This window comes from Novosphingobium chloroacetimidivorans, assembly GCF_014204535.1.
Taxonomy (GTDB): Bacteria; Pseudomonadota; Alphaproteobacteria; order Sphingomonadales; family Sphingomonadaceae; genus Novosphingobium; species Novosphingobium chloroacetimidivorans.
Genome location: NZ_JACHLR010000004.1, coordinates 40,151 through 62,520 on the forward strand (window position 1 = coordinate 40,151; position 22,370 = coordinate 62,520).

21 protein-coding genes are annotated in these 22,370 nt (G+C 67.6%); 12 read left to right on the forward strand and 9 right to left on the reverse strand.

Features of this window, described 5'->3' with window-relative positions; all coding sequences use genetic code 11:
• The first annotated feature begins 49 nt into the window (after positions 1-49).
• On the forward strand, positions 50-1,525 hold the full coding sequence (locus HNO88_RS05795; RefSeq protein ID WP_184243154.1) for a PQQ-dependent sugar dehydrogenase: 1,476 nt from the start codon (positions 50-52) through the stop codon (positions 1,523-1,525).
• A 13-nt stretch (positions 1,526-1,538) separates the two neighbouring features.
• Here HNO88_RS05795 and HNO88_RS05800 read toward each other — a convergent pair whose 3' ends face one another.
• On the reverse strand, positions 1,539-2,378 hold the full coding sequence (locus HNO88_RS05800) for an ATP-binding protein (protein WP_184243155.1): 840 nt from the start codon (positions 2,376-2,378) through the stop codon (positions 1,539-1,541).
• Between the two features lie 51 nt (positions 2,379-2,429).
• Between HNO88_RS05800 and HNO88_RS05805 the strand changes: the two genes are divergently transcribed.
• Positions 2,430-3,377 carry an L-threonylcarbamoyladenylate synthase gene (locus tag HNO88_RS05805; protein ID WP_184243156.1) on the forward strand — a complete coding sequence of 316 codons (948 nt, stop codon included), beginning with the start codon at positions 2,430-2,432 and terminating at the stop codon, positions 3,375-3,377.
• Positions 3,378-3,453: 76 nt separating this feature from the next.
• Here the strand turns inward: HNO88_RS05805 and HNO88_RS05810 are convergent, their stop codons facing one another.
• From HNO88_RS05810 to HNO88_RS05830, 5 genes are all read right to left on the reverse strand, one after another.
• Complete coding sequence (locus HNO88_RS05810; RefSeq protein WP_184243157.1) at positions 3,454-3,780, reverse strand: hypothetical protein; 327 nt, start codon at positions 3,778-3,780, stop codon at positions 3,454-3,456.
• Positions 3,781-3,915: 135 nt separating this feature from the next.
• Positions 3,916-4,452 carry a CarD family transcriptional regulator gene (locus tag HNO88_RS05815; RefSeq protein WP_184243158.1) on the reverse strand — a complete coding sequence of 179 codons (537 nt, stop codon included), beginning with the start codon at positions 4,450-4,452 and terminating at the stop codon, positions 3,916-3,918.
• 290 nt (positions 4,453-4,742) lie between these two features.
• On the reverse strand, positions 4,743-5,081 hold the full coding sequence (gene fdxA, locus HNO88_RS05820) for a ferredoxin FdxA (protein WP_184243159.1): 339 nt from the start codon (positions 5,079-5,081) through the stop codon (positions 4,743-4,745).
• Positions 5,078-5,392 (reverse strand): RNA-binding S4 domain-containing protein, encoded by a 315-nt coding sequence (locus HNO88_RS05825; protein WP_184243160.1) that lies wholly within the window; start codon positions 5,390-5,392, stop codon positions 5,078-5,080. The genes fdxA and HNO88_RS05825 overlap by 4 nt, the downstream gene beginning before the upstream one ends.
• A 34-nt stretch (positions 5,393-5,426) precedes the next feature.
• A complete protein-coding gene (locus HNO88_RS05830; protein ID WP_184243161.1) occupies positions 5,427-7,973 on the reverse strand; it encodes a helicase-related protein in 2,547 nt (848 codons plus the stop codon).
• A gap of 274 nt (positions 7,974-8,247) precedes the next feature.
• Between HNO88_RS05830 and HNO88_RS22820 the strand changes: the two genes are divergently transcribed.
• The 9 genes from HNO88_RS22820 (at position 8,248) to HNO88_RS05870 (ending at position 16,772) form a co-directional block, all read left to right on the forward strand.
• Positions 8,248-9,921, forward strand: coding sequence for a M23 family metallopeptidase (locus HNO88_RS22820; protein ID WP_184243162.1), 1,674 nt, complete (start codon positions 8,248-8,250; stop codon positions 9,919-9,921).
• Between the two features lie 31 nt (positions 9,922-9,952).
• Entirely contained in the window at positions 9,953-10,948 is a 996-nt protein-coding gene (gene hemB, locus HNO88_RS05840) for a porphobilinogen synthase (protein ID WP_184243163.1), read from the forward strand.
• Positions 10,941-11,510: a GNAT family N-acetyltransferase gene (locus tag HNO88_RS05845; protein ID WP_184243164.1), complete on the forward strand. Its 570-nt coding sequence runs from the start codon at positions 10,941-10,943 to the stop codon at positions 11,508-11,510. Before hemB ends, HNO88_RS05845 begins: the two co-directional genes overlap by 8 nt.
• A complete protein-coding gene (locus HNO88_RS05850) occupies positions 11,507-13,717 on the forward strand; it encodes a spermidine synthase (protein ID WP_184243165.1) in 2,211 nt (736 codons plus the stop codon). Before HNO88_RS05845 ends, HNO88_RS05850 begins: the two co-directional genes overlap by 4 nt.
• A complete protein-coding gene (locus HNO88_RS05855; RefSeq protein WP_184243166.1) occupies positions 13,714-14,295 on the forward strand; it encodes a gamma carbonic anhydrase family protein in 582 nt (193 codons plus the stop codon). Before HNO88_RS05850 ends, HNO88_RS05855 begins: the two co-directional genes overlap by 4 nt.
• Positions 14,292-15,278 (forward strand): agmatine deiminase family protein, encoded by a 987-nt coding sequence (locus HNO88_RS05860; RefSeq protein WP_184243167.1) that lies wholly within the window; start codon positions 14,292-14,294, stop codon positions 15,276-15,278. The genes HNO88_RS05855 and HNO88_RS05860 overlap by 4 nt, the downstream gene beginning before the upstream one ends.
• 35 nt (positions 15,279-15,313) lie before the next feature.
• Entirely contained in the window at positions 15,314-15,442 is a 129-nt protein-coding gene (locus HNO88_RS22650) for a hypothetical protein (RefSeq protein ID WP_281383987.1), read from the forward strand.
• A 236-nt stretch (positions 15,443-15,678) separates the two neighbouring features.
• On the forward strand, positions 15,679-15,888 hold the full coding sequence (locus tag HNO88_RS05865) for a hypothetical protein (RefSeq protein WP_184243168.1): 210 nt from the start codon (positions 15,679-15,681) through the stop codon (positions 15,886-15,888).
• Positions 15,885-16,772, forward strand: coding sequence for a bestrophin family protein (locus HNO88_RS05870; RefSeq protein ID WP_184243169.1), 888 nt, complete (start codon positions 15,885-15,887; stop codon positions 16,770-16,772). Before HNO88_RS05865 ends, HNO88_RS05870 begins: the two co-directional genes overlap by 4 nt.
• A 125-nt stretch (positions 16,773-16,897) precedes the next feature.
• Here HNO88_RS05870 and HNO88_RS05875 read toward each other — a convergent pair whose 3' ends face one another.
• From HNO88_RS05875 to HNO88_RS05885, 3 genes are all read right to left on the reverse strand, one after another.
• The gene (locus HNO88_RS05875; RefSeq protein ID WP_184243170.1) at positions 16,898-17,569 is read right to left on the reverse strand and encodes a spermine/spermidine synthase domain-containing protein; all 672 of its coding nucleotides are present in this window, start codon (positions 17,567-17,569) and stop codon (positions 16,898-16,900) included.
• 174 nt (positions 17,570-17,743) lie between these two features.
• Positions 17,744-19,750, reverse strand: a complete 2,007-nt coding sequence (gene thrS / locus HNO88_RS05880; RefSeq protein WP_184243171.1) for a threonine--tRNA ligase — start codon at positions 19,748-19,750, stop codon at positions 17,744-17,746.
• Between the two features lie 271 nt (positions 19,751-20,021).
• The gene (locus HNO88_RS05885; protein ID WP_184243172.1) at positions 20,022-21,350 is read right to left on the reverse strand and encodes an ArnT family glycosyltransferase; all 1,329 of its coding nucleotides are present in this window, start codon (positions 21,348-21,350) and stop codon (positions 20,022-20,024) included.
• Between the two features lie 270 nt (positions 21,351-21,620).
• Between HNO88_RS05885 and HNO88_RS05890 the strand changes: the two genes are divergently transcribed.
• Positions 21,621-22,367 carry an alpha/beta hydrolase gene (locus HNO88_RS05890; protein ID WP_184243536.1) on the forward strand — a complete coding sequence of 249 codons (747 nt, stop codon included), beginning with the start codon at positions 21,621-21,623 and terminating at the stop codon, positions 22,365-22,367.
• Positions 22,368-22,370 lie beyond the last annotated feature (3 nt).

Genomic DNA, 22,370 nt, shown 5'->3' on the forward strand with positions numbered 1-22,370 from the left:
GCCCGCTCGGCAGTTGTCGCCTAGAGCGTGCCGGCCTATCTCAGGTGGCATGAAAAGCTGGCAGCGCACCGCGCTTATCGTTCTCGTCGTCATCGTCGTGCTGGGAGCGGCGCTGTTCGCCTATCTCAATCTCGCGCACCGTTCGGATCGCGATCCGGCCGCGACCACCGGCATAGATCCGGTGCTGGTCGAACCGGCGGAGCAGACCATACCCAGCGTAAGTCTGGCCAAGCCGTCGGGCTGGGGCGAGAACCTGGCGCCGCAAGCGGCACGCGGCCTCACCGTCAGCCGGTTCGCCACCGGTCTCGATCACCCGCGCACGCTGCTGACGCTGCCTAACGGCGATGTTCTGGCCGCGCTCACCAATGCTCCGGCCGGCAACAAGCAGGGCGGGATCACCGGCTTCTTCATGAAGCTGTTCATGGGACGGGTGGGCGCGGGTGACCCGTCACCCGACACGATCATGCTGCTGCGCGATGCCGATGGCGACGGCAGGGCGGAGACACGCGCGGTCTTCCGCCAGGCAGACATGCACTCCCCCTCGGGAATGGCTTACGGCAACGGCAAGCTCTACATCGCCAATCACAATGCCGTGCTGGAGTTCGCCTTCACGCCGGGCGCGACCAAGCTTGAAGGCAAGCCCCGGCAGCTGATGGAGCTGCCGGCGGGCGGCAACCACTGGATGCGCAACCTGCTGCTGAGCCCCGATGGCGCGCACCTCTACGCTGCCGTGGGCTCGGCCACGAACATCGCCGACAACGGCATGGAGGCCGAAACCGGGCGCGCCGCGATCTGGGAGATCGACACCGCCACCGGGCGTCGCCGCCAGTATGCCGCCGGCATGCGCAATCCCAACGGGATGGACTGGAACCCGTCCACGGCGGAGATGTGGGCCGTGGTGCAGGAGCGCGACATGCTCGGGCCCGACCTTGTCCCGGACTACCTCACCAACGTCCCGGTCGGCGCGCAGTACGGCTGGCCCTGGGTCTACTGGAAGGACAAGTTCGACGAGCGGGTGACCTGGCCGATGGACACCTACATGCTCGAGTACACGCGCAAGCCCGAGTACGCGATGGGCGCGCATACGGCGGTGCTTGGACTGAAGTTCGCGAGCGCGGGTAACCGGCTGGGCGATGCGTTCGCCAACGGCGCCTTCGTCGCGCGCCATGGCTCATGGAACCGCAAGCCGCCGTCGGGCTACGATGTCGTGTTCGTGCCGTTCGATGCCAACGGCAATCCGCGGGGACGGCCTGTCGAGGTGCTGAGCGGCTTTCTGGAGAAGGGCGGGGACAAGGCGCATGGACGCCCGGTGTGGCTCGCCTTCGACAGGGCGGGCGCTCTGCTGGTCAGCGACGATACGGGCGGTGTGATCTGGCGGGTGATCGCACCGGGAGCGGCGCCAGCGGTCGGTCCGCGCGCCGTGGTTACCGAGCACCTGGAGCCTTCCAAGGAACTGGTCGACCCCACGCAGCCGCGTGGATCCGAGGCGAGCTTCAAGTCCGGTCCGGATCGCCTGCTGCCCTGAACTTGGCTGCGGCTCAGAGCGGAACACCTGCCCGTCCGGCGAGCTCGGCGATGTATTGCCAGGCGACCCGGCCCGAGCGCGCGCCACGACGCTGCGCCCACTCCAGCGCGTCGGCTTCGTGCCAGCCCAAGCCGAGCGTCTCGGCGTAGCCGGCGATGATGGCCAGGTAGTCGTCCTGGCTGCAGTTGTGGAAGCCGATCGAGAGGCCGAACCGATCGGCCAGGGCAAGCTTGTCGTCGACCGCATCGCGTGCGTTGATCGGATCGTCCTGCTCGGACATCGAACGCGCGACAATGGCGCGGCGGTTGGCGGTGACGGCCAGACGCACGTTGGCAGGCCGCGCCTCCACCCCGCCTTCCAGCCAGGAGCGCAGCAGGCGAGGGCCCGACAGGTCTCCCTCCTCGAACCCCAGATCGTCGATGAAGACCAGGAATTGACGTTGCGGGCGGCCCAGTTCGGCGAAGAGCTCGGCCACGCCGCCGAGCGCATCCTGGCCGACCTGTACCAGCGCGATGGACCGGGGTGCCTCGGCTTGTGCTTCGCGGATGGCGGCGCGCAGCAAGGCAGACTTGCCCATCCCCCGCGAGCCCCACAGCAGCATGTCGTGCGCCGCGTGTCCGGCGGCGAGACGCTGCACGTTGGTGACGACACGGGCCTTCTGGCTGTCGATCCCTTGCAGCAGGTTCAGCGCGGGCGCCTCCAGCCGATCGACCGCACGGACACCGTTGGCCGACCAGACGTAGGCAGGGGCGCCGAGCCAGTCTACGGCGGGCGCGACCGGCGGAGAAAGCCGCTCCAGAGTGCCCGCGATACGGGCGAGCAAGGTGCCGATCTCGGCAGCTTCGATGGTCATGGGCGGTACTTTTCCCTGGCAAGTGATCCCGCGCGGCTATAGCGGCGAGCCATGACGCCGGCCAGCCGATCCCCCATCCTCGCCGCCGACGCGGATGGGATCCGCCGCGCGGCACGGCAGCTGCGCGATGGCGGACTGGCGGCACTGCCGACTGAAACGGTCTATGGCCTGGCGGCGCGAGCGGATACCGACGCGAGCGTTGCGGCCATCTATCGCGCCAAGGGGCGGCCGAGCTTCAATCCGCTGATCGTCCATGTCGGCAGCACCCAGCAGGCGGAGGATCTGGCCCATTTCGACGAGCGCGCGAGGGCGCTTGCATCCGCGTTCTGGCCGGGTCCGCTGACGCTCGTGCTGCCGCTCCGGGAGGGGGCGCGCCTCGCCAAGGCCGTGACGGCTGGCTTGCCGACGGTGGCGTTACGCTGTCCTGCCCATCCGGTCATGCGCGCGGTTTTGGAGCAGGCCGGTGTGCCGGTTGCCGCTCCCTCGGCCAATCGCAGCGGGGCGGTGAGCCCGACCACGGCCGAGCATGTGGCCACATCGTTGGCGGGCGCCGTCGATCTGATTCTGGATGCCGGTCCTTGCGCTGCGGGCGTCGAATCGACGATTGTCGCCCTTCGATCGGGTGGGTGGGAGATCCTGAGACCCGGGCCGGTGACCGAAAACCACCTTGCCGCCGTGCTCGGCGTGGCACCGCTCGCAAGCGGCGGTCGTCACGGCATCGAAGCCCCTGGCCAGCTTGCCAGCCATTATGCGCCTGGCAAGCCCGTGCGGCTGGAGGCTACCTGGGCCGACCCCGATGAGTTCCTGATAGGCTTTGGCGACGTGGCCGGCCACCTCAGCATGTCGGCACGTGGCGATCTCGAAGAAGCGGCATCCCGGCTCTACGCCGTCCTCCACGAAGCGGCATCGGCAGTGCAGCCGCGGATCGCCGTGGCCCCCATTCCCAAGTCAGGCGTGGGCAGCGCCATCAACGACAGACTGCGCCGGGCTGCCGCCTGAAAGACCGTCGCGACGGTCCAGGACGGCTCCTCGTCGCTTTCGTCGAGGCGAGCAGCGATGCCCCGACTTCGTGAACTCAGCGCGGCTCGCGCGGCAGTCCGGGCAAAAGATCCTGGATCTGTTCGTATTCGGCGCGCGCGGTGTCGCACGCGCTGCGATCGCCGTTTTCGCACTGGCGGCGGTGCTTGTCGTAGCTGCGCTGGAGCTTGCCGACTTGTGCCTCGCGGCGACGAAGGTCCCGGCCTCGCTTCTCGTCGGCCTCCGACTGGCTGGTGGTCGCCCAGTCCGCCGCCTGGGACGCGACCCGCACGGGCGCGGTGACGACGCCGACAGCGGCACGGGCCAGGCAGCCGGACAAGGCCAGCATGGCAAGAGGAGCGAGCAGGAGGGCAGGGCGGTTCATAAGTCTACCGCTGCCATGCTCCCGGTTGCGAGGCAATGAACAACACGGGGGGCAGTGCGTCTCGCACAATGCAAAAGAGCCGCCCCTTGCGAGGGCGGCTCCTTTGAGTTGCTGGAATGCAGCCGATCGGCGAGATCAGGCGGCAGTCTCCGGCGTGTCGTAGTACTTGGGGGCATGCTCGTTGAGGATCTCAAGGATCTTCTTGAGCGCTGCCGGCTCTTCGGTCTTCTCCATCGCTGCCAGCTCACGCGCGAGACGCGAAGATGCGGCTTCGAAGATCTGGCGCTCCGAATAGCTCTGCTCCGGCTGGTCGTCGGCGCGGAACAAGTCGCGGGTCACCTCGGCGATCGAGACCAGATCGCCGGAATTGATCTTGGCTTCGTATTCCTGGGCACGGCGCGACCACATGGTGCGCTTGACCTTGGGCTTGCCCTTGAGAGTGTCGAGCGCCTCACGCAGGGTCTTGTCCGAGGACAGCTTGCGCATGCCGATCGATTCGATCTTGTTGACAGGCACGCGGAGCGTCATGCGCTCCTTCTCGAACCGCAGCACGTACAGCTCAAGCTGCATGCCTGCGATTTCCTGTTTCTGAAGCTCGATGACCCGGCCGACACCGTGCTTGGGATAGACGACGTAATCTCCAACATCGAAGGCATTGGCGTTGGTTGCCATGTAACGTCCTTTCACCTGCAGGTCCGCCGGATGGTGAAGATGGTGCGACCCAATTACAGACCCTGCAGAGACAAGGCCGTGCCGCCGGTCAGATCGCAATCTCAACCGTGTGCTGTCGAACCCTGCCTCATACGAAAATGACTGCCGTGAGGGCAGAACGCCCCAGCAGTTGATCCGTATATAGCACCGGTGTCACAAAATTACCAGCACCGAAGCCACGTTGCCGGGCTCGGCCTGCCGCTTCGATGCGCGGATGGCGATGTCGGAGGGGCGGCGAAGGCCGCGCCCGCTCAGTCGCCCTCGCCGGGCTCGGGCGAGAAGAACTTCTCGAACTTGCCTTCGACCGACTTGAACTCGTCCGCATCCTCGGGCGAGTCCTTCTTGGAGGTCAGGTTTGGCCATTCCGCCGAGTACTTGGCGTTCAGCTCCATCCACTGCTCCAGGCCGCTCTCGGTATCCGGGAGGATGGCTTCGGCGGGGCACTCGGGCTCGCACACGCCGCAATCGATGCATTCGCTGGGATTGATGACGAGCATGTTCTCGCCCTCATAGAAGCAATCGACCGGGCAGACTTCCACGCAGTCCATGTACTTGCAGCGGATGCAGGCGTCGGTGACGACATAAGTCATGGCTGCGGAAACCCCTCTTGGAACGCACTCGGTGCGGCGGCTGCTATGGGATCAACTGCGGTCCCGTCAAGCACTCTGTAATGCGTGCGCGCTTCGGATGCGGGGCCACGCCGCATGGGCATGGCCAGCACTTCCAGGACGTGCACCTCGCGGCCGACCGGCACGGTCAGCACGTCGCCGATCACGATCTGCTGGTGCGCGCGTTCGATCCGGCGGCCGTTCAGGCGGATATGGCCTTCGTGGGCCATGGCTTGCGCCACTGCCCGGCTCCTGGCGAGGCGCAAGTACCACAGGACCTTGTCGATCCTCACCGCGCCATCCGCGCCGGCGGGGCGGCCCTGCGGCTCAGCGAACCAAGTCCGACAGCGCCGCAAAGGCGCTGTTGCGAGGCACGGCAGGGGCACTCACCGGCTCGGTCTGGGGACGGGCAGGGCGCCAGCGCCAGCGTGTCGGCGCAATCGGACCGTGCATCTCGGGCGTGAGCACGCGGGCGCCGATCGGCTGGAACCCGGCGAGCCGCAGCAGCCGCTCGTAGCTGGCCTGCGTCAGGCTCATGGAAATCGCCTTGGCCGAATCGAGCACGAATGGTCGTCGCCCGGTGGCGCCACGCACCTGATGCGCCTCGCGCAGCAGCTTTTCGGCAAGGTCGAGCCGGATCAGCTGCTTGCCCACCGCCCGGTACCCGCGCGGAGGAGGGCCGCGCCAGGCGGTGAGCGCAGGCGGCATCGAATCCGCTGTCGATTGCACGTCGTCCGGTGCGTTCCTTTCGGGCGACAGTGCGCGCCAGAGCCGAACGGCGTCCGGGCGCAGCATGGCGGGCGCGAAAATGTCGAGCGTGCCGACTTTGACCGCCAGGCGCGACAGGCGCACCCGCTGGTCCTTGTCGAGGCGTTCGAGGCCCGAGCCTGCGCGCTCCACCATGCCGCCCGAGTCGACCAGCGCGATCAGCAAGGCGCGCAGTTCGGGGCCTGCTTCGCTGCTGCGGCTTGCCTCGGCGATGCGACGCAGGGGTTCGAGCGGCTGGAGCGATGCGGCCAGCCACTGCTCCAGCGCCGCCAGCAGGTCCTTGCGTGCGGGGGCCGGCACCATGTCGAGCGTGCGCTCTGCCTGGAGCTGCGGCGCCAGCGGCGAGCGACCGGGGGCGAGGCGCGCGATCCGCTCTCCGTCGAGCGTGACCGTGCCCGCCTCCAGCTGCAGCCCGGCGCTGCCTTCGTGCACGGCCACGACCAGCTCGGCCGCGCGACGCTCCAGCAGCCCCGGCAGGTGCCGCTCGGCCGCGGCGAGCAGCAGCTTGCGATCGGACAGACGCGCGTCGGGATCGACCTGGAAGGTGAACCCGCGCAGCGATCCGATATGCTCACCCTCCACCAGCACTTCCTCGTCTTCCAAGCGAACGGAGAGCAGCCCGGCATCGGTGCCGAGCTTGCGCATCAGCACTGCCGTGCGGCGATTGATGAAGCGCTCGGTCAGCTTGCCGTGCAGCGCGTCCGACAGCCGAGCCTCGACCGCTCGGGCGCGCGCCGCCATCTCGTCGCGGGCAAGCACCCAGTCGGGGCGCTGCGCGATGTAGGCCCAGGTCCGGATTGCGGCGATGCGGCCCTGCAGCGTGTCGATATCGCCGCTGGTGACGTCGAGCTGGGCGATCTGCTGTGCCATGTAGTCGGCGCCAAGCTCGCCGTGGCGCAGATCCTGCCACAGCCGCGAGACGAAGCGCGCGTGCATCTCGGGACCCTGGCTGCGGAAGTCGGGCAGGCGACACACTTCCCAGAACCGCCGGACCATGCCGACCGTGCGCACGCTGTCCACCACTTGCTGCTCGTCGGCGAGCAGCTTGAGCACGGCAAGGTCGATGGCCTCTGGCGCGGCGGCAAGTTCGGGCGTGCGGGGTGGCGCCTCCAGGTCGACGATCAGCGATCCCAGGCTGTCGAACCGCGGCTCGGGTTCGCGCCAGAACAGCTTGGTCAGCGGCGGGAAGCGATGCTCCTCGATCGCGTAGACTTCCTCGTCGGTGAATTCGGACGCGTGATTGCTGCCGGCGAGGGTGCCGAAGGTGCCGTCCTTCTGGTGCCGCCCAGCCCGCCCCGCGATCTGCGCCATTTCGGCCGTGGTGAGCCGGCGCTGGCGCAAGCCGTCGAACTTGGACAATCCGGCAAATGCGACATGCTCGACATCCAGGTTGAGGCCCATGCCGATCGCGTCGGTGGCGACCAGATAATCGACCTCGCCCGATTGATAGAGCTCGACTTGTGCGTTGCGGGTCTGGGGACTGAGCGCGCCCATCACGACGGCTGCACCACCGCGGAAGCGCCGCAGCATCTCGGCGGTGGCGTAGACCTGCTCGGCCGAGAACGCGGCGATGGCGCTGCGTGGCGGCACCCGGCTGAGCTTGCGGGCACCGGCGTGGCGCAGGGTCGAGAAGCGCGGGCGGGTCTCCACTTCCACGCGCGGGATCAGTGCCTTGACCATCGGCTCCAGCGTCGAGGAGCCCAGGATCATCGTCTCTTCGCGGCCACGCGCGTGGAGCAGCCGGTCGGTGAAGACGTGGCCGCGCTCACGGTCGGCGGAGAGCTGGGCCTCGTCGATCGCCACGAAGGCCAGCTTGTCCTGCACCACCGGCATCGCCTCGGCCGTGCACAGCAGCCAGCGCGCGTCCTTGGGCTCGATCCGCTCCTCGCCGGTGATCAGCGCGACCTGGTTGGGTCCCTTGATCGCGCAGACGCGGTCGTAGACCTCGCGTGCCAGCAGTCGCAGGGGGAAGCCGATGGCGCCGCTCGAATGGGCGCACAACCGCTCGATCGCGAGGTGGGTCTTGCCCGTATTGGTGGGGCCGAGCACGGCACGGATGCGGCTCGATCCCGGCTCGCGGGCACCAGCGGTTCGAAGGTCGGCCATCGCTGGTCAAATGTGGCATCGCCGGTGGGCAGGCACAAGGTACCTGCGCCGATACCACGCTCTGGCTTGGGGAAATTAAGCACAGTTATTTACGTAGATCATGCATGTGCAGGGTTGCCGCGATCTCGCTCGCACCTGTGCCTGTCGGTTCGTCGCCCCCCATACTCGCTTCATCTCCGTACATGCACCGAATCGCTAGGTTTGACAGGATGTTAACCTTGAGAAGGCAGATTCCGCTCGTGAACGCCCTGGGGGCGATGAAGCGGGGCAAGTCGTGTTCAGGGATCGGGACCAGTTCGATGACGCGAATGCGCGCGGGCATGGTCCGGCCGCTCTCGTGGCCGACCAGGTCATCGTCGATGAGCCTTCGGTCACGGATCGGCGCAACACGCACCGACTGGCCGCCTGGCGCTGCCGTGTGGAGGATTGGTGCGCATCGCTGGACCTGGCGCCCGATCTCGCCACCGACATCGGCAGCAAGCGCTGGCTGCATGGGGCGGGGACCATGCTGGGGCTCAGTGTGTTCGCGATCTCGCTCTGGCCCGACTTCGCGCACGTAGAGGCCGCGGCGATGATGCCCGAGCAGCCGGCCGTCCGTGACGAGTTCCGCAGCCAGACGATCATGCCGCTGGCGCTCGGCGCAGATAGCGGCCGCCACATGGGCGCCACGGCCAGCATCCGTCCGCTGACCGGCGCGCCCGAGCGACCGACCTTGCAGCTCGTGGCGACGCTCGGCCAAGGTGACAGCCTGACCCGCATGCTGGCGCGCGCCGGAGTGGGCGAGGGCGATGTCGCGCAAGTCAGCCGGCTGGTCGGCACCGCGATGCCGGGAAGCGCGATCGCGCCGGGCACGCAGTTCGACATCAGCCTGGGCCAGCGCCCGCAGCCGGGCGCGCCGCGCGTGCTGCAGAGCATCGATTTTCGCGCCCGCTTCGATCTCGACCTCACGGTCAAGCGGCAGGGCGGCGCGCTGGCGCTGGTGCGCCGTCCGATCGCCACCGATACGACCCCGCTGCGTATTCGCGGCGTGGTCGGCTCCGGCCTTTATCGATCCGCGCGAAATGCCGGTGCGCCCATCGCGGCGATCCAGTCGTATCTGCGCGCGATCGACTCGCAGGTGAGCCTCGAAAGCGATCTGGCGCCCGGCGACGCCTTCGACATCGTGGTTGCCTACAAGCGCTCCGCCAAGGGCGAGCGGCAGCTGGGCGACTTGCTCTATGCCGGGCTGGAGCGTGGCGGCAAGCCTCGCCTGCAGCTGTTGCAGTGGGGAGCGGGTGGCCAGATGGTCGCGGCGGCAGGGCTGCAGCAGCCCACCGAATCACGCACGATCGGCGCGCCCGTGGCCGGCCGCATCACCTCGACCTTCGGCATGCGCCGTCACCCGATCCTGGGGTTCACTCGCATGCACGCGGGGATCGACTTCGGCGCGAGCTACGGCTCGCCGATCTACGCAGTGGCGGACGGGGTCGTCTCGTTCGCCGGGCGGCATGGCGGCCATGGCAACTACGTGCGGCTGGATCATGGCGGCGGCAACGGCACCGGATATGGCCACATGAGCCGTATCGCGGTGAGCCCCGGCGCTCACGTCAGGGCGGGCCAGGTGATCGGCTATGTCGGCTCAAGCGGCCTTTCGACCGGGCCGCACTTGCACTTCGAGGCTTATCAGTCCGGGCGCACCGTCAACCCCATGGGTCTGCGCTTCGTCTCGCGACCGCAGATCGACGTGCGCCAGGCCTCGGCGTTCAAGCAGCGTCTGGCCCAGATCCTCGCGATCCGGCCGGGCGCGGCCCTGGGCAGCATTGCCGCGAGTGCGCCACCGGAGACGCGGCATGGCGGCGACCGAGAGATCGACCGCCTGGCCGACCAGCGCGACGTCGTGCAGACGCTGCCGAATGCACGGGCCGCGATCGGGCTTGCCGTCGCCGGGAACTTGCCGAACCACAATTGAAGCGCGTGCCGATTTGCGGCAAGCGGCCACGATGACCGCAGCTTATCCGCACGCTCGCCTCCGACGCACTCGCACGACCACGTGGAGTCGCGCGATGCACCGCGAGAACGTGCTGACGCCGGCCGACCTGATCTGGCCGCTGTTCGTCACCGACGGCAGCGGCGTCGAGGATCCGATCGCCTCGCTGCCCGGCGTCTCGCGCTGGTCGCTCGACGGGATCGCGGATCGTGCGCGTGAAGCGGTCTCGCTCGGCATTCCATGCCTGGCGCTGTTCCCCAACACGCAGCCCGAGCGGCGCAGCGAGATGGGCGAGGAGGCGCTCAATCCCGACAACCTGATGTGCCGCGCGATCCGCACCATCCGCGATGCGGTGGGTGACTCGCTTGGCGTGCTGACCGATGTCGCGCTCGATCCTTATACCAGCCACGGCCAGGACGGGCTTATCGACCAGGCCGGCTACGTCCTCAACGATCGCACGGTGGAGGCGTTGGTCGGCCAATCGCTCAACCAGGCGGCGGCGGGCGCGGATATCATCGCGCCGTCCGACATGATGGACGGGCGCATCGCCGCGATCCGGGCGGCTCTGGAGGGCGAGAGCCACGTCAACGTCCAGATCATGGCCTACGCGGCCAAGTATGCCTCGGCCTTCTACGGTCCGTTCCGCGACGCGGTCGGCTCGCGCGGGCTGCTGAAGGGCGACAAGAAGACCTACCAGATGGATCCGGGCAACAGCGATGAAGCCTTGCGCGAAGTCGCCATGGACCTGGCCGAGGGCGCCGACAGCGTGATGGTCAAGCCCGGCCTGCCGTACCTCGATATCGTGCGCCGGGTGAAGGATCGCTTCGAAGTGCCCGTGTTCGCCTACCAGGTCTCGGGCGAATACGCGATGATCGAGGCGGCCGCCGCCGCCGGCGCGGGGGACCGCGACGCGCTGGTGCTGGAGACGCTGCTGGCCTTCAAACGCGCCGGCTGCTCGGGCGTGCTGACCTATCATGCCGCCCACGCCGCGCGGCTGCTGAATGGCTGACTTTCGCCTCGAAACCGAACGGCTGGTGCTGCGCAACTGGAAACCGGGCGACATTGATCGCTATGCCGCGGTCGCCAACACGCCGGAAGTCACGCGCTGGCTGGGTCCTCCTCTGGACGCGGCCGGGCTGGCCGCCACCGAGGCGCGCGTCATGGCCTGCCACCAGCATCACGGCCATTGCTTCTGGCTCGTCCAGCGCCACGACGATGGCGGGCATCTCGCTGGCGAGGTGCTGGGCTTTTGCGGGATCAAGCGCGACGATGCGCCGGGCAGCCCTTACCTGGGCGGGTTCGAGATCGGCTGGCGCCTGCGCACTGATGCGTGGGGCAGAGGCTATGCGCGGGAAGCGGCCACGGCATCGTTGGACGCGGCATTCGGCCGTTTCGCGGCAGGAGAGGTCATCGCCTATACTGTCATCGAGAACACGCCCAGCTGGGGCTTGATGGAGCGGCTCGGCATGCGCCGGCGCCCCGATCTCGACTACGAGGATCACCGCTTCGTCATACCCGCGCAACTGGCGTGGACGATCTCGGCCGAGAGCTGGAGCGCACGCGCGGCATGAGCACTTCGGCACGGCGCCCCCTGTTCGTCGCGACGATCCTGGCGGGCAGCTTCCTGTTGTTCCTGGTGCAGCCGATGGTGGCGCGCATGGCGCTGCCCCGGCTTGGCGGTGCGCCTAACGTCTGGAACAGCGCCATGGTGGTTTACCAGGCGCTGCTGCTGGCCGGGTACGGCTATGCGCATGGCCTGTCCAAGCTGGCGCAGCGACGGCAGATCGTGGTTCATCTCGCGCTGCTGGCACTCGCCGCGCTGACCCTGCCGATCGTGTTGGCGAACCTCTCTCCACCCGCATCGGGGTGGGAAGTGCTGTGGGTGCCGCTGCTGCTGCTGGCGACCGTGGGTCCGGTCTTCGTCATCATGTCCGCGCAGGCGCCACTGATGCAGCGCTGGTATTCGGCCGCACCCGATGCCGGTGAGCCGTGGGCGCTCTACGCCGCGTCCAACATCGGCAGCTTCGCCGGCCTGCTCGCCTATCCGCTGCTGGCCGAGCCCTTGCTCAGCCTGCACGACCAGAGCCTGGCCTGGAGTCTGGGCTACGGCCTGCTCTTCGTGCTGGTGGCGCTTGCCGCCCGAGCGCGGTGGAATGCCGGTCCCGTCGCCACGATCGAGCACGGCGACGAACCGCAGGAGCGTATCGGCGCACGCAGGGTACTGCTGTGGCTGGCACTGTCCGCGGTGCCGTCCGGCTTGCTGCTCTCCACCTCGACGCACCTCACCACCGACATCTTCGCCATGCCGCTGCTGTGGGTCATCCCGCTCGGCCTCTATCTTCTGAGCTTTGTCTTCGCGTTCTCCGATCGGCGCGCGATCGCGCATGTCATCTCGATCATGGCGCCCGCTGCCGTGATATTTGCCGGCAGCTTCGCGATGGTTTCGACCTCGGCCGGGACGATGGCGGCGGCGCTGGCGGCGCTGCTGCTGCTGTTCGAGGTGTCGGTGGCCTTGCACGCCAGGCTCTACGACTCGCGCCCCGGTACCTCGCGGCTGACGTTCTTCTACCTCGTCATGTCGGCGGGTGGCGCAATGGGCGGCGCGTTCACTGCGTTGGTGGCGCCGGTGGTGTTCGACTGGGTGTGGGAGCACCCGATCCTGATCCTCGCCTCGGCCATGCTGCTGCCGCTCCCGCGCGAGCTCGACTGGCGGCGCATGGGCGGGCTGGACCGCGGCATGTCGTGGATCGCGCTGGCGGTGCTGCTGGTCATCGCCACGTTCCTGACCGCGCAGCTGATGTCGCTGGTCAGCGACCAGGAGAACGAGCTCCTGCAGATATTCCTGCTGATCGCGCTGACCGGGCTCGGCCTGCTGCTGCTGCCCTGGCGTTGGGCCTACGTGCTGGTGCTGACGGGCGCGATGCTGGCGCAGGGCGGGGTGAGCACCTTTAAGGCCTCGCTCGAAGGCCAGCGTACCCGCAGTTATTTCGGCATATACAACGTCTATGACAACCAGGTGGAGCGCACCCGCCTGCTGGCGCACGGGACGACGCTGCACGGCAAGCAGTCGCTCGATCTCGCGCGCCGCCGCGAGGCGACGACGTACTATGGCGATACGTCCGGTGTCGGCCTCGCTCTCGAAGCCGCGCCACGCCTGTTCGGGGCGGGGGCGCGGATCGGCGTCGTCGGCCTGGGTAGCGGCACGCTGACGTGCCGGCACAAGCCCGGCCAGACCTGGACGGTGTTCGAGATCGATCCCGCGATCGTCCGCTATTCGCGCGACGGCACGTTCACCTTCCTGCAGACCTGCGCGCCCGATGCGCAGATCGTTCTGGGCGATGCGCGGCTGGAGCTGGAGAAGGTGCCGCGCGCCAGCCTGGACGTGCTGGCGGTGGACGCTTTCTCGTCCGACGCGATTCCCTTGCACCTGCTGACGGACGAGGCCGTCGGTGTCTACGAGCAGGCCCTGGCGCCCGACGGCCTGCTGCTGATCCATATCTCCAACCGCTTCATCGACTTGGAGCCGGTTCTCTCGGCCATCGCCGCTAAGCGCGGGCTCGTCGCCATGATCCGACGCGACACGCCGAAGGGGGATCTCACCGTCGCGTCGAACTGGGTCGTGCTCGCGCGCAGCGAGGCGCGATTGGCTCGATTGCGCGCCGAGAGCGGCGGCCGCACGTGGAACGCACTCGATCCCGCGACGGGCGCGGCCTGGACCGATGACCACGCCTCCGTCCTGCCCTACATCCGCTGGGGCGCCATCATGGGGAAGCTATGACCGACCACACCCAGCGCCGCGACGTGACAGTCGCCGCCTTCAACGGCAAGGCGCCGCAAATCCACGCCAGCGCCTTCATCGCGCCCGGCTGCCGCATCATCGGCAACGTCGAGATCGGGCCCGACGTGAGCATCTGGTACAACTGCGTGATCCGCGCGGACGTCAACCGCATCGTGATCGGCGCGCGCACCAACATCCAGGACGGCAGCGTCGTGCACTGCGACAGCCCCAAGCCCGGTCGGCCTGAGGGCTTTCCGACCATCATCGGCGAGGACGTGCTGATCGGTCACCTCGCCATGGTGCACGGCTGCGTGCTGCAGGACCGCGCTTTCGTCGGCCTGGGCTCGATCGTGATGGACGGCTGCACGATCGAGAGCGAAGGCATGCTCGCGGCAGGCGCCATGCTCTCGCCGAACAAGGTCATCGGTGCGCGCCAGCTGTGGATGGGCCGCCCTGCCAAATACGCGCGCGATCTCGATGAAGCCGCCCTGGCGGCGCATCGCGCGGGTGTGGAGGGGTATGTCGTCAACGGCCGGCTTCACGCCGCCGCTCTTAGCCAGGCGGATGATCGCGCATGACGACGTTCCACATGCCGCCCGAGTGGCATCCGCAGGATTGGCTGTGGATCGGCTTTCCCCACGATCCGGTCGAGTGGCCGGGTTATCTCGGTCGCGCGCAGGAGCAGATGGCCGCGTTCGCCAATGCCGTGGCCGACAGCGGCCAGCAAGTCAGGCTCCTGGTCCGCGACGAGGCGAATCGCGCGCGGGCGGCCGAACTGTGCTCCGCCAGGGTCACTCTGGAGATGCGCCGTTTCGGTGATGTCTGGCTTCGCGACACCGGTCCGCTCGTGCTGCACGAGAGTGACGGCACGCAGCGCGCCATGCGCTTCGGCTTCAATGGCTGGGGCGGTAAGTACCTGATGGACGGCGACCAGGAGATCGGCGCCGAGCTCGCCGCGAGTGCCGGGCTGGAAGTCCGCACCGCCGACTGGATACTGGAAGGCGGAGCGATCGATGGCGACGGGACCGGCCTGGTCGTCACCACCGAGCAGTGCCTGCTCAACCCGAACCGCAACCCGCAGCTCTCGCGCCGGGACCTCGAAGCGCGCCTGCACCGCGATCTCGGCTACGAACGCGTGCTCTGGCTGGGTGACGGGCTGATCAACGACCATACCGACGGCCACGTCGACAATCTTGCGCGCTTCGTGGGCCCGAACACACTGGCCCTGCCTAGCGCGACCGGGCCGGACGATGCCAACGCCGCAATCTACACCGATGCCAGGGCCCGCGCCGAGGCGGCGGGCGTGACCGTGCGCGAGGTCCCGTCGCCTGGGCGCGTCGAGAACGAGGGGCGGATCGAGCCGGCAAGCTACATGAACTTCGCCGTGACCACGAAGCTCGTCGTCGTGCCGACCTACGGCACCGCGCACGACGAGGACGGAGTGGCGGCGATCGCGGCGCTGTTTCCGGATCGAGACACGGTTGGCGTGCCGGCTGACGCGATCCTTGCCGGCGGCGGATCGTTCCATTGCTCCAGCCAGCAGATGCCGCGGCGATCTTAACCGTTCCACAATGATCCGTCGGGCATGGTGGCGACATGCCCCGGGTCATCATCCTTGCATCGCGCATGCCCCGCACTGCCTTCCATGCGGGCATGCTGCGCACAATGATCGTGAGTGGCTGCGCCCTGGCACTGGTTCTCGCGCGGATGCCGCTGGGTTTCTGACGACGGTTCGACCGGCAGGTTTGGCCGGTACAGCGCTGCGCTGCGCTGCGGGACTGTGTAGGACCTGGGCTGCAGCCCCATACATGCCGATCCGCGAACGACACCGGCATCGCAGCTGCTGCACCGCACATTGATTATGCTGCGTCGCAGCAAAACTTCGATGCAGAAACCTAACGCATGTGAAAAAGGACGCTCCCACTTTCCGGTCTCTCGTTCGTTAACGCCGGAGAATGACCATGCCCAATTCCGACCAACCTACTGCCCAGCGCACCCGAGAGATCCTCGTGGGTCGGCTCTTGCTGCTCGTTTTCGGCTTTGGCGTCCTGAGCTTCCTGGTCGCCATCGACCATCCTGACTGGTTTGCCATTCGTCCCGCGACCGGCACCTCGGTCGCCATGGCCAACGCGGCCGCACCTGTGAACAGCGAGGATCCTGCCACCCGATGATCGTCAACGCAGCCCCCAGCGCCCGCCAGATCTTCAAGGAGGTCTGGAAAGTGCTGATTGCCCTGTTCGTTTGGGACGTGATCGTCACGATCACGTACTTCGTGCTGCCGTTCACGGCGCCCAGTCTGCCACTCACCATCTTCGGCTCGGCACTGGCGCTGTTCCTCGGCTTTCGCAGCAACTCGGCCTACGAGCGCTGGTGGGAAGGGCGCAGCCTCTGGGGTCTGATGATCAATGCCAGCCGCAACCTGGCGCGCTCCACCCGCAACTACATGCCCGATCCCGAAGCTGCCGACATGAAGCGCCGGATCGTCAAGCGCCAGATCGCCTACGTGAACGCATTGCGCTGTCAGCTGCGCCGGCAGAGCCCGGATAGCGAGGTGCTGCGCATGCTCTCGAAGGGCGACGCCGATCTGGCGCTTGCGCGCACCAACGTCGCCAACGGCATCCTCGACGGGACCGGCCGGCGCATCAACGAGGCGCGGCTGGCGGGCTGGATCGATACCATCCAGCAAGCGCAAATGGAGGCCGTGCTGGTCGACATCGCGAATGCCCAGGGCGGCATGGAGCGCCTGAAGAACACGCCGCTGCCGGTGCAGTACCGCTTCCTGCCGACCTTGTTCACGCACTTGTTCTGCATTCTCCTGCCGATCGGCCTCGTGGAGACGTTGCAGTATGCCACGCCGCTGGGATCCACGATCGCGGGCCTGATGTTCCTGGCGGTGCTCGCCATCGGCGACGACCTTGTCGATCCATTCGCGAACACCGTGCATGATCTGCCTCTCAACGCGATGTGCCGCACCATCGAGATAGATTTGCTGCAGTCCATCGGTGAAGAGGCGCCCGAGCCGATCAAACCCGACCGCGATGGCGTGCTGTGGTGAGCTGCGCGACGAGGTAACGCGCAGCGGTGCGGTCTAGAGCGCCTTCACTATGAGCGAAGACGCTCTAGTTTTTTGATGCCGCATTTTCCGAGCCATCGACCGTGAACGTTCAATTTGAAAATGCTCTAACGCTTCCGCGCGAACCAGATCACGTGCTTGGGCCCCTTGCCGTTGCTGCGCGAGGAGACTTTGACCTCGTCGACCACGAAGTCGCACTTCTCCAGTCGCCGGGTGAAGGTCGGATCGGGGCCGGCCGACCAGATCGCCAGCACGCCATCGGGCGTCAGCGCCCGCTTGGCGGCGCGCAGGCCCGGCGTGGAATAGAGGATGTTGTTGTCCTCGCGCACCAAGCCGTCGGGCCCGTTGTCGACGTCGAGCAGGATCGCGTCGTAGTCGGCATGCGCGCCGGCGATGAACGGCGCGACGTCCGACATTACCAGCGTCACCCGCGGATCTTGCAGGCAATCGCCGGTCAGCTCGGCCATCGGCCCGCGCGCCCAACCGATGATCTCTGGCACCAGCTCGACGACGGTGACATGGCCGTCGGCCGGCAGGGCTTTCAGTGCCGCCCTCAGGGTGAAGCCCATGCCGTAGCCGCCGATCAGCAGGCTGGGCTGCTTGGCATTGCCGATCTTGTCGATCGCCATGGTGGCCAGCGCCTCTTCCGAGCCCCACTTGCGGGTGCTCATCAGCTCGTTGTGGCCCAGCACGATCATGTGATCGCGGTCATGCCGGTAGAGCTTGAGCTCCTCGCCGCCGGGGACTTGCGCCGTGGCCAGGTGTTCGCGCTGGATCATGATCAGGTCGTCCTATCCTCCTCTCCCCGTCGGGGAGAGGATAGCGAAGCTTGTTCCGCCAGGAACTAGCATAGCTTGGAGAGGGCTGAGTGCGCCAACTGCCCTCTCCAACTTCGGCTAAGCTCCTGCGGAGCCAAGCCTTCGTATCCTCTCCCCGGCGGGGAGAGGATGATGTCACTTCAGGTCCGGCGCCATGCTTGCGTCCTTGAGCAGCGCCAGCGCCTCGTCGACCGAGACGAAGCGCTGCTGCTGCTCGCCCAGGGTGCGGATTGCGACGGTGCCTTCCTCGGCCTCGCGCTTCCCGACGACCAGCAGGAAGGGGACCTTCTGGAGCGAGTGCTCGCGCACCTTGTAGTTGATCTTCTCGTTGCGCAGGTCGGTTTCGACCCGGACGCCAGCAGCCTTCAGCTTGGCCGCGACCTCGGCGGCATAGCCGTCCGCGTCCGAGACGATCGTCGCTACCACGGCCTGAACCGGCGCGAGCCAGACCGGCAGCTTGCCGGCGAAGTGCTCGATCAGGATGCCGATGAATCGTTCGTAGGAACCGAAGATCGCGCGGTGGAGCATCACCGGGCGGTGCTTCTCGCCGTCCTCGCCGATGTAGTGCGCGTCGAGCCGATCGGGCAGCACGCGGTCGGACTGGATGGTGCCGACCTGCCAAGTGCGGCCGATCGCGTCGGTCAAGTGCCATTCCAGCTTGGGCGCATAGAACGCACCCTCGCCGGGCAGCTCTTCCCAACCGTACTCGGGCGTGGCCAGGCCCGCCTGCTCCACCGCGTTGCGCAGCTCGGTTTCGGCCTTGTCCCACATCTCCTCGGTACCGAAGCGCTTGTCAGGACGCAGCGCCAGCTTGATCGCGTAAGTGAAGCCGAAGTCCTTGTAGATGCGGTCGGCCAGCTGGCAGAACGCCTGCACTTCGCTGACGATCTGGTCCTCGCGGCAGAAGATATGCGCGTCGTCCTGCGTGAACTGGCGCACCCGCATCAGCCCGTGGAGCGCGCCGTGCGGCTCGTTGCGGTGGCAGCAGCCGTTCTCGTAGAGGCGTAGCGGCAGGTCACGGTAGGACTTGATGCCCTGGCGGAAGATCAGCACGTGCGCCGGGCAGTTCATCGGCTTCAGGGCCATCCAGTCCGCATCGTCGCTGACGATCGGGCCTTCCTCCTCGACGTTAGGCACTTCGTCGGGGATGACGAACATGTTCTCGCGGTACTTGCCCCAGTGGCCGGACTGCTCCCACTGGCGCGCGTCCATCACCTGCGGGGTCTTGACCTCGCGATAGCCGGCGCCGTCGATCGCGCGGCGCATGTAGGCCTCCAGCTCGCGCCAGATCACGTAGCCCTTGGGGTGCCAGAACACCGACCCGTGCGCCTCGGCCTGGAGGTGGAACAGGTCCATCTCGTTGCCCAGCTTGCGGTGGTCGCGCTTGGCGGCTTCCTCCAGCCGCGTCAGGTGCGCGTCGAGCTGCTTCTTGTTGAGCCAGCCGGTGCCGTAGATGCGGCTGAGCATCGCGTTCTTCTGGTCGCCGCGCCAGTAAGCGCCCGAAACGCGCGTCAGCTTGAATGCGGCCGGGTCGAGCTTGCCGGTCGAGGGCAGGTGGGGCCCGCGGCACATGTCGAGCCAGGCGCCTTCGGAGTTCGGCGAGCCCGACCAGTAGACGCTCAGCTCCTCGTTCTCGGGCAGTTCGCCGGCCCATTCGGCCTTGAAGGTCTCGCCCTCCGCGCGCCAGCGGGCGATCAAGTCCTCGCGGCTCCAGACCTCGCGGTGAAGCGGCTTGTTCGCGGCGATGATCTTGCGCATCTCGGCTTCGATCGCCGGCAGGTCCTCCTCGGTGAAGGGGCGATCCTTTGGTGCGAAGTCGTAGTAGAAGCCATCGTCGGTCGAGGGACCGAAGGTGATCTGCGTACCTGGAAACAGCGCCTGGACCGCCTCGGCGAGAACGTGGGCATAGTCGTGCCGAGCCAGTTCCAGCGCGTCCGCCTCGTCGCGCGAGGTAACCAGCGACAGCTGCGAATCGCCCGTGAACGGCCGCGAGAGGTCGACCAGCTCGCCGTCGACCTTGGCCGCGATCGCCGCCTTGGCGAGGCCCGGCCCGATCGCCGCTGCGACGTCCGCCGGGGTCGCACCCTGCGGCATCTCGCGCACGGAACCGTCGGGCAGGCTGATCTTGAACATCTCGGACATCGGTGGTCGTCTCTCTCGATACTGCCGCGCGCCATGGCACACAGGCGCGCAACACGGAAGGTCCGGCGCCATTTTCAGCAGTCTCGGGAGGTGACGCCAGCCGCCCGAACTCGGGCGGTGCGGCTGCGCTTAGCGCGTGACCGAACAGCCCGGGAGTGTCCGGGTAGTCGTGGTCGTAGTGGTGGTCAGCGACTGAGCCATGATGCTCATATAGCTTGCCTTCTCTCGTTCGTCATCCCCGCGAGGGCGAGGATACATCTCCCGAGCTCGCCTAGACCGACAAGGCCGGAGAAGGATTCCCGCTTTCGCGGGAATGACGAGTTTGGGAGAAGCGGGCGAGGAGGTCAGCCGCCAGCCATCCGCAAGCCAGGCACACGAACGGCATCACCGGATAGTGGAACCGAGACTGGCCCGAGAACACCACCGCGATCAGCGATGGGTAGAGCGCCACCCCCCAGGGCACCAGCCACCAGCCGACCCACCGCTGTCCTTCGGCGCGGCGGCGGATGGTCATGGCCACGAAGGCAGCCGCGAAGCCAAGCATCAGCAGCATGTAGTACGCCTGGTTGGCCACCCGGACCGCGCGGTACAGCAGCTCGAACCGGGGGTAGGAGGGCGCAGCGGCCTGGTAGGCCCACTCGGCCTCGCCATCGGGCAGCCACAGGCGCATCAGTTTCCTGGGGGCGAGAGCGACGAATCGGCCGGGATGCTCGGCGATCCATTGCAGTCCCAGGCGCTTGGCTTCGGCATCGCGGCTGACTTCGTTCAGGTCCCGGCGCGCCATCAACGCGGTCACCGTCGTGTCGTCGGGCGTGTAGTCTCCGGTGGCGCTGTCGTTGTTGCCGGTGAGCAGGGTGAAGCCGCCGTTGGTCGAAACCGCGACCCAGTGGCCAAGCTGCGCATGGTTGCGCAGCGTCCAGGGCAAGACGGTGAGCGCCGCGACTCCGAGAACCAGCGCGGCGTGGCCGATGAGTTTCGGCAGGCGGCGCCACACGTCCCCGGCGCGCAGCCAGTCGATGGCGAACAGCAGCGGCACCATGACCAGCGTCTGTGCCTTCACCAGGGTAGCGAACCCGAACACCAGGCCGGCGCCGACCAGCCACAGCGCCGACTTGCGCGCGATCACCAGCCAGCAGCCGAGCAGCAGCAGCGCGGTGTAGAACACCTCGGTCAGGCCGAGCGGAACGTAGCCGATCGCATTGGGATAGATCGCCAGCAGCAACAGCCCGATCCGCGCCGCCGCCTCGCTGCCGAACAAGCGCCGACCCAGCGCCAGCGCGAGCCAGCCGGTCAGCACCGCGCTTGCCAGGTTGAACAGGCCCAAAGCGAGCAGCGAGGGGCCGGTCACCCGGAACAGCACCGACATCGCCATCGGCCAGCCTGCGGGCCAGAACGCGGTCGGCTGGCCTGCGTTGTCGAGGTAGCCCTGGCCTGCCGCCAGGCTGGTCGCGCGCAGCACGTACCACTCGGCGTCGGAGCTCGGCGCGACCGGGATCAGCAGGACGAGGAGACGCAAGCCGATGAACACCGACCAGATCGCCCACAATGCGCGTGGGCTCGTTGCGAAGCGGTCCAGCAGGGTGGATCGTGTCTCGTGCATCTCGCGCAGTGCCCTTGCTTGGATTGTGCCGGCATCTAGGGGAAGGCGCTTAAGATCGGATTGATGCCGGGACGGAGATCCTCCCCTGCAAGGGGAGGGGGACCGCCAGCGTAGCTGGAGGTGGAGGGGTATAACCCTCTCGTCCGAGCAATATGCCAGGGGGAACACCCCTCCGTCAGCCGCTAGCGCGCCTGCCACCTCCCCTTGCAGGGGAGGATCGAGGGCAAGCGCGCCTTGTACCGCCTCGACCCAATCGCCACTACCGTCTGCATGGGCGACATCGCTTTCCTCACCATGGCCGACGGCCGCCGCATCGCGCATCGCTTCACGCCGGGCGAGGGGCCGACCTTGGTGTTCCTCCCCGGCTACAAGTCCGACATGGCCGGCAGCAAGGCGACTGCCTTGCTCGATGCCGCGCGGCGCCAGGGCCGGGCGGCGCTGCTGCTCGACTACTCGGGCTGCGGCGCGAGTTCGGGCGAGTTCGCCGACGGCACGCTCTCGCGCTGGCGTGACGAGGTGCTGGCGCTGATCGATGTCCATTGTCCGGGCCAGCTGGTGCTGGTCGGTTCCTCGATGGGCGGGTGGCTGATGCTGCTGGTCGCGCTGGCGCTTCCGGTGGGGAAAGTCGCCGGACTGGTCGGCGTCGCGCCCGCGCCCGATTTCACCGATTGGGGCACGCCCGCGGCAGACCAGGCTCGCCTCGCCGCCGGTGAGACGCTGCTGGCGCAGAACCCCTACGGCTCCGAGCCCACGCCGACCCACCCCGGCTTCTGGGCGGATGGACAGGCGCAGCGCCTGCTGGGCGGCGAGATCGCGATCGATTGTCCGGTGCGGCTGCTCCACGGCCAGGCCGATGGCGATGTGCCCTGGGCCATCTCGCTCCGTCTGGCGGAAGCCCTGCGTTCAGACGCAGTGCAGGTAACCTTGCTCAAGGACGGCGACCATCGCCTCTCGCGTGAGGCGGACATCGCGCTGCTTCTGGCCACCGTGGGCGAGCTGGCCGGCTGGCCGCGCTGATCC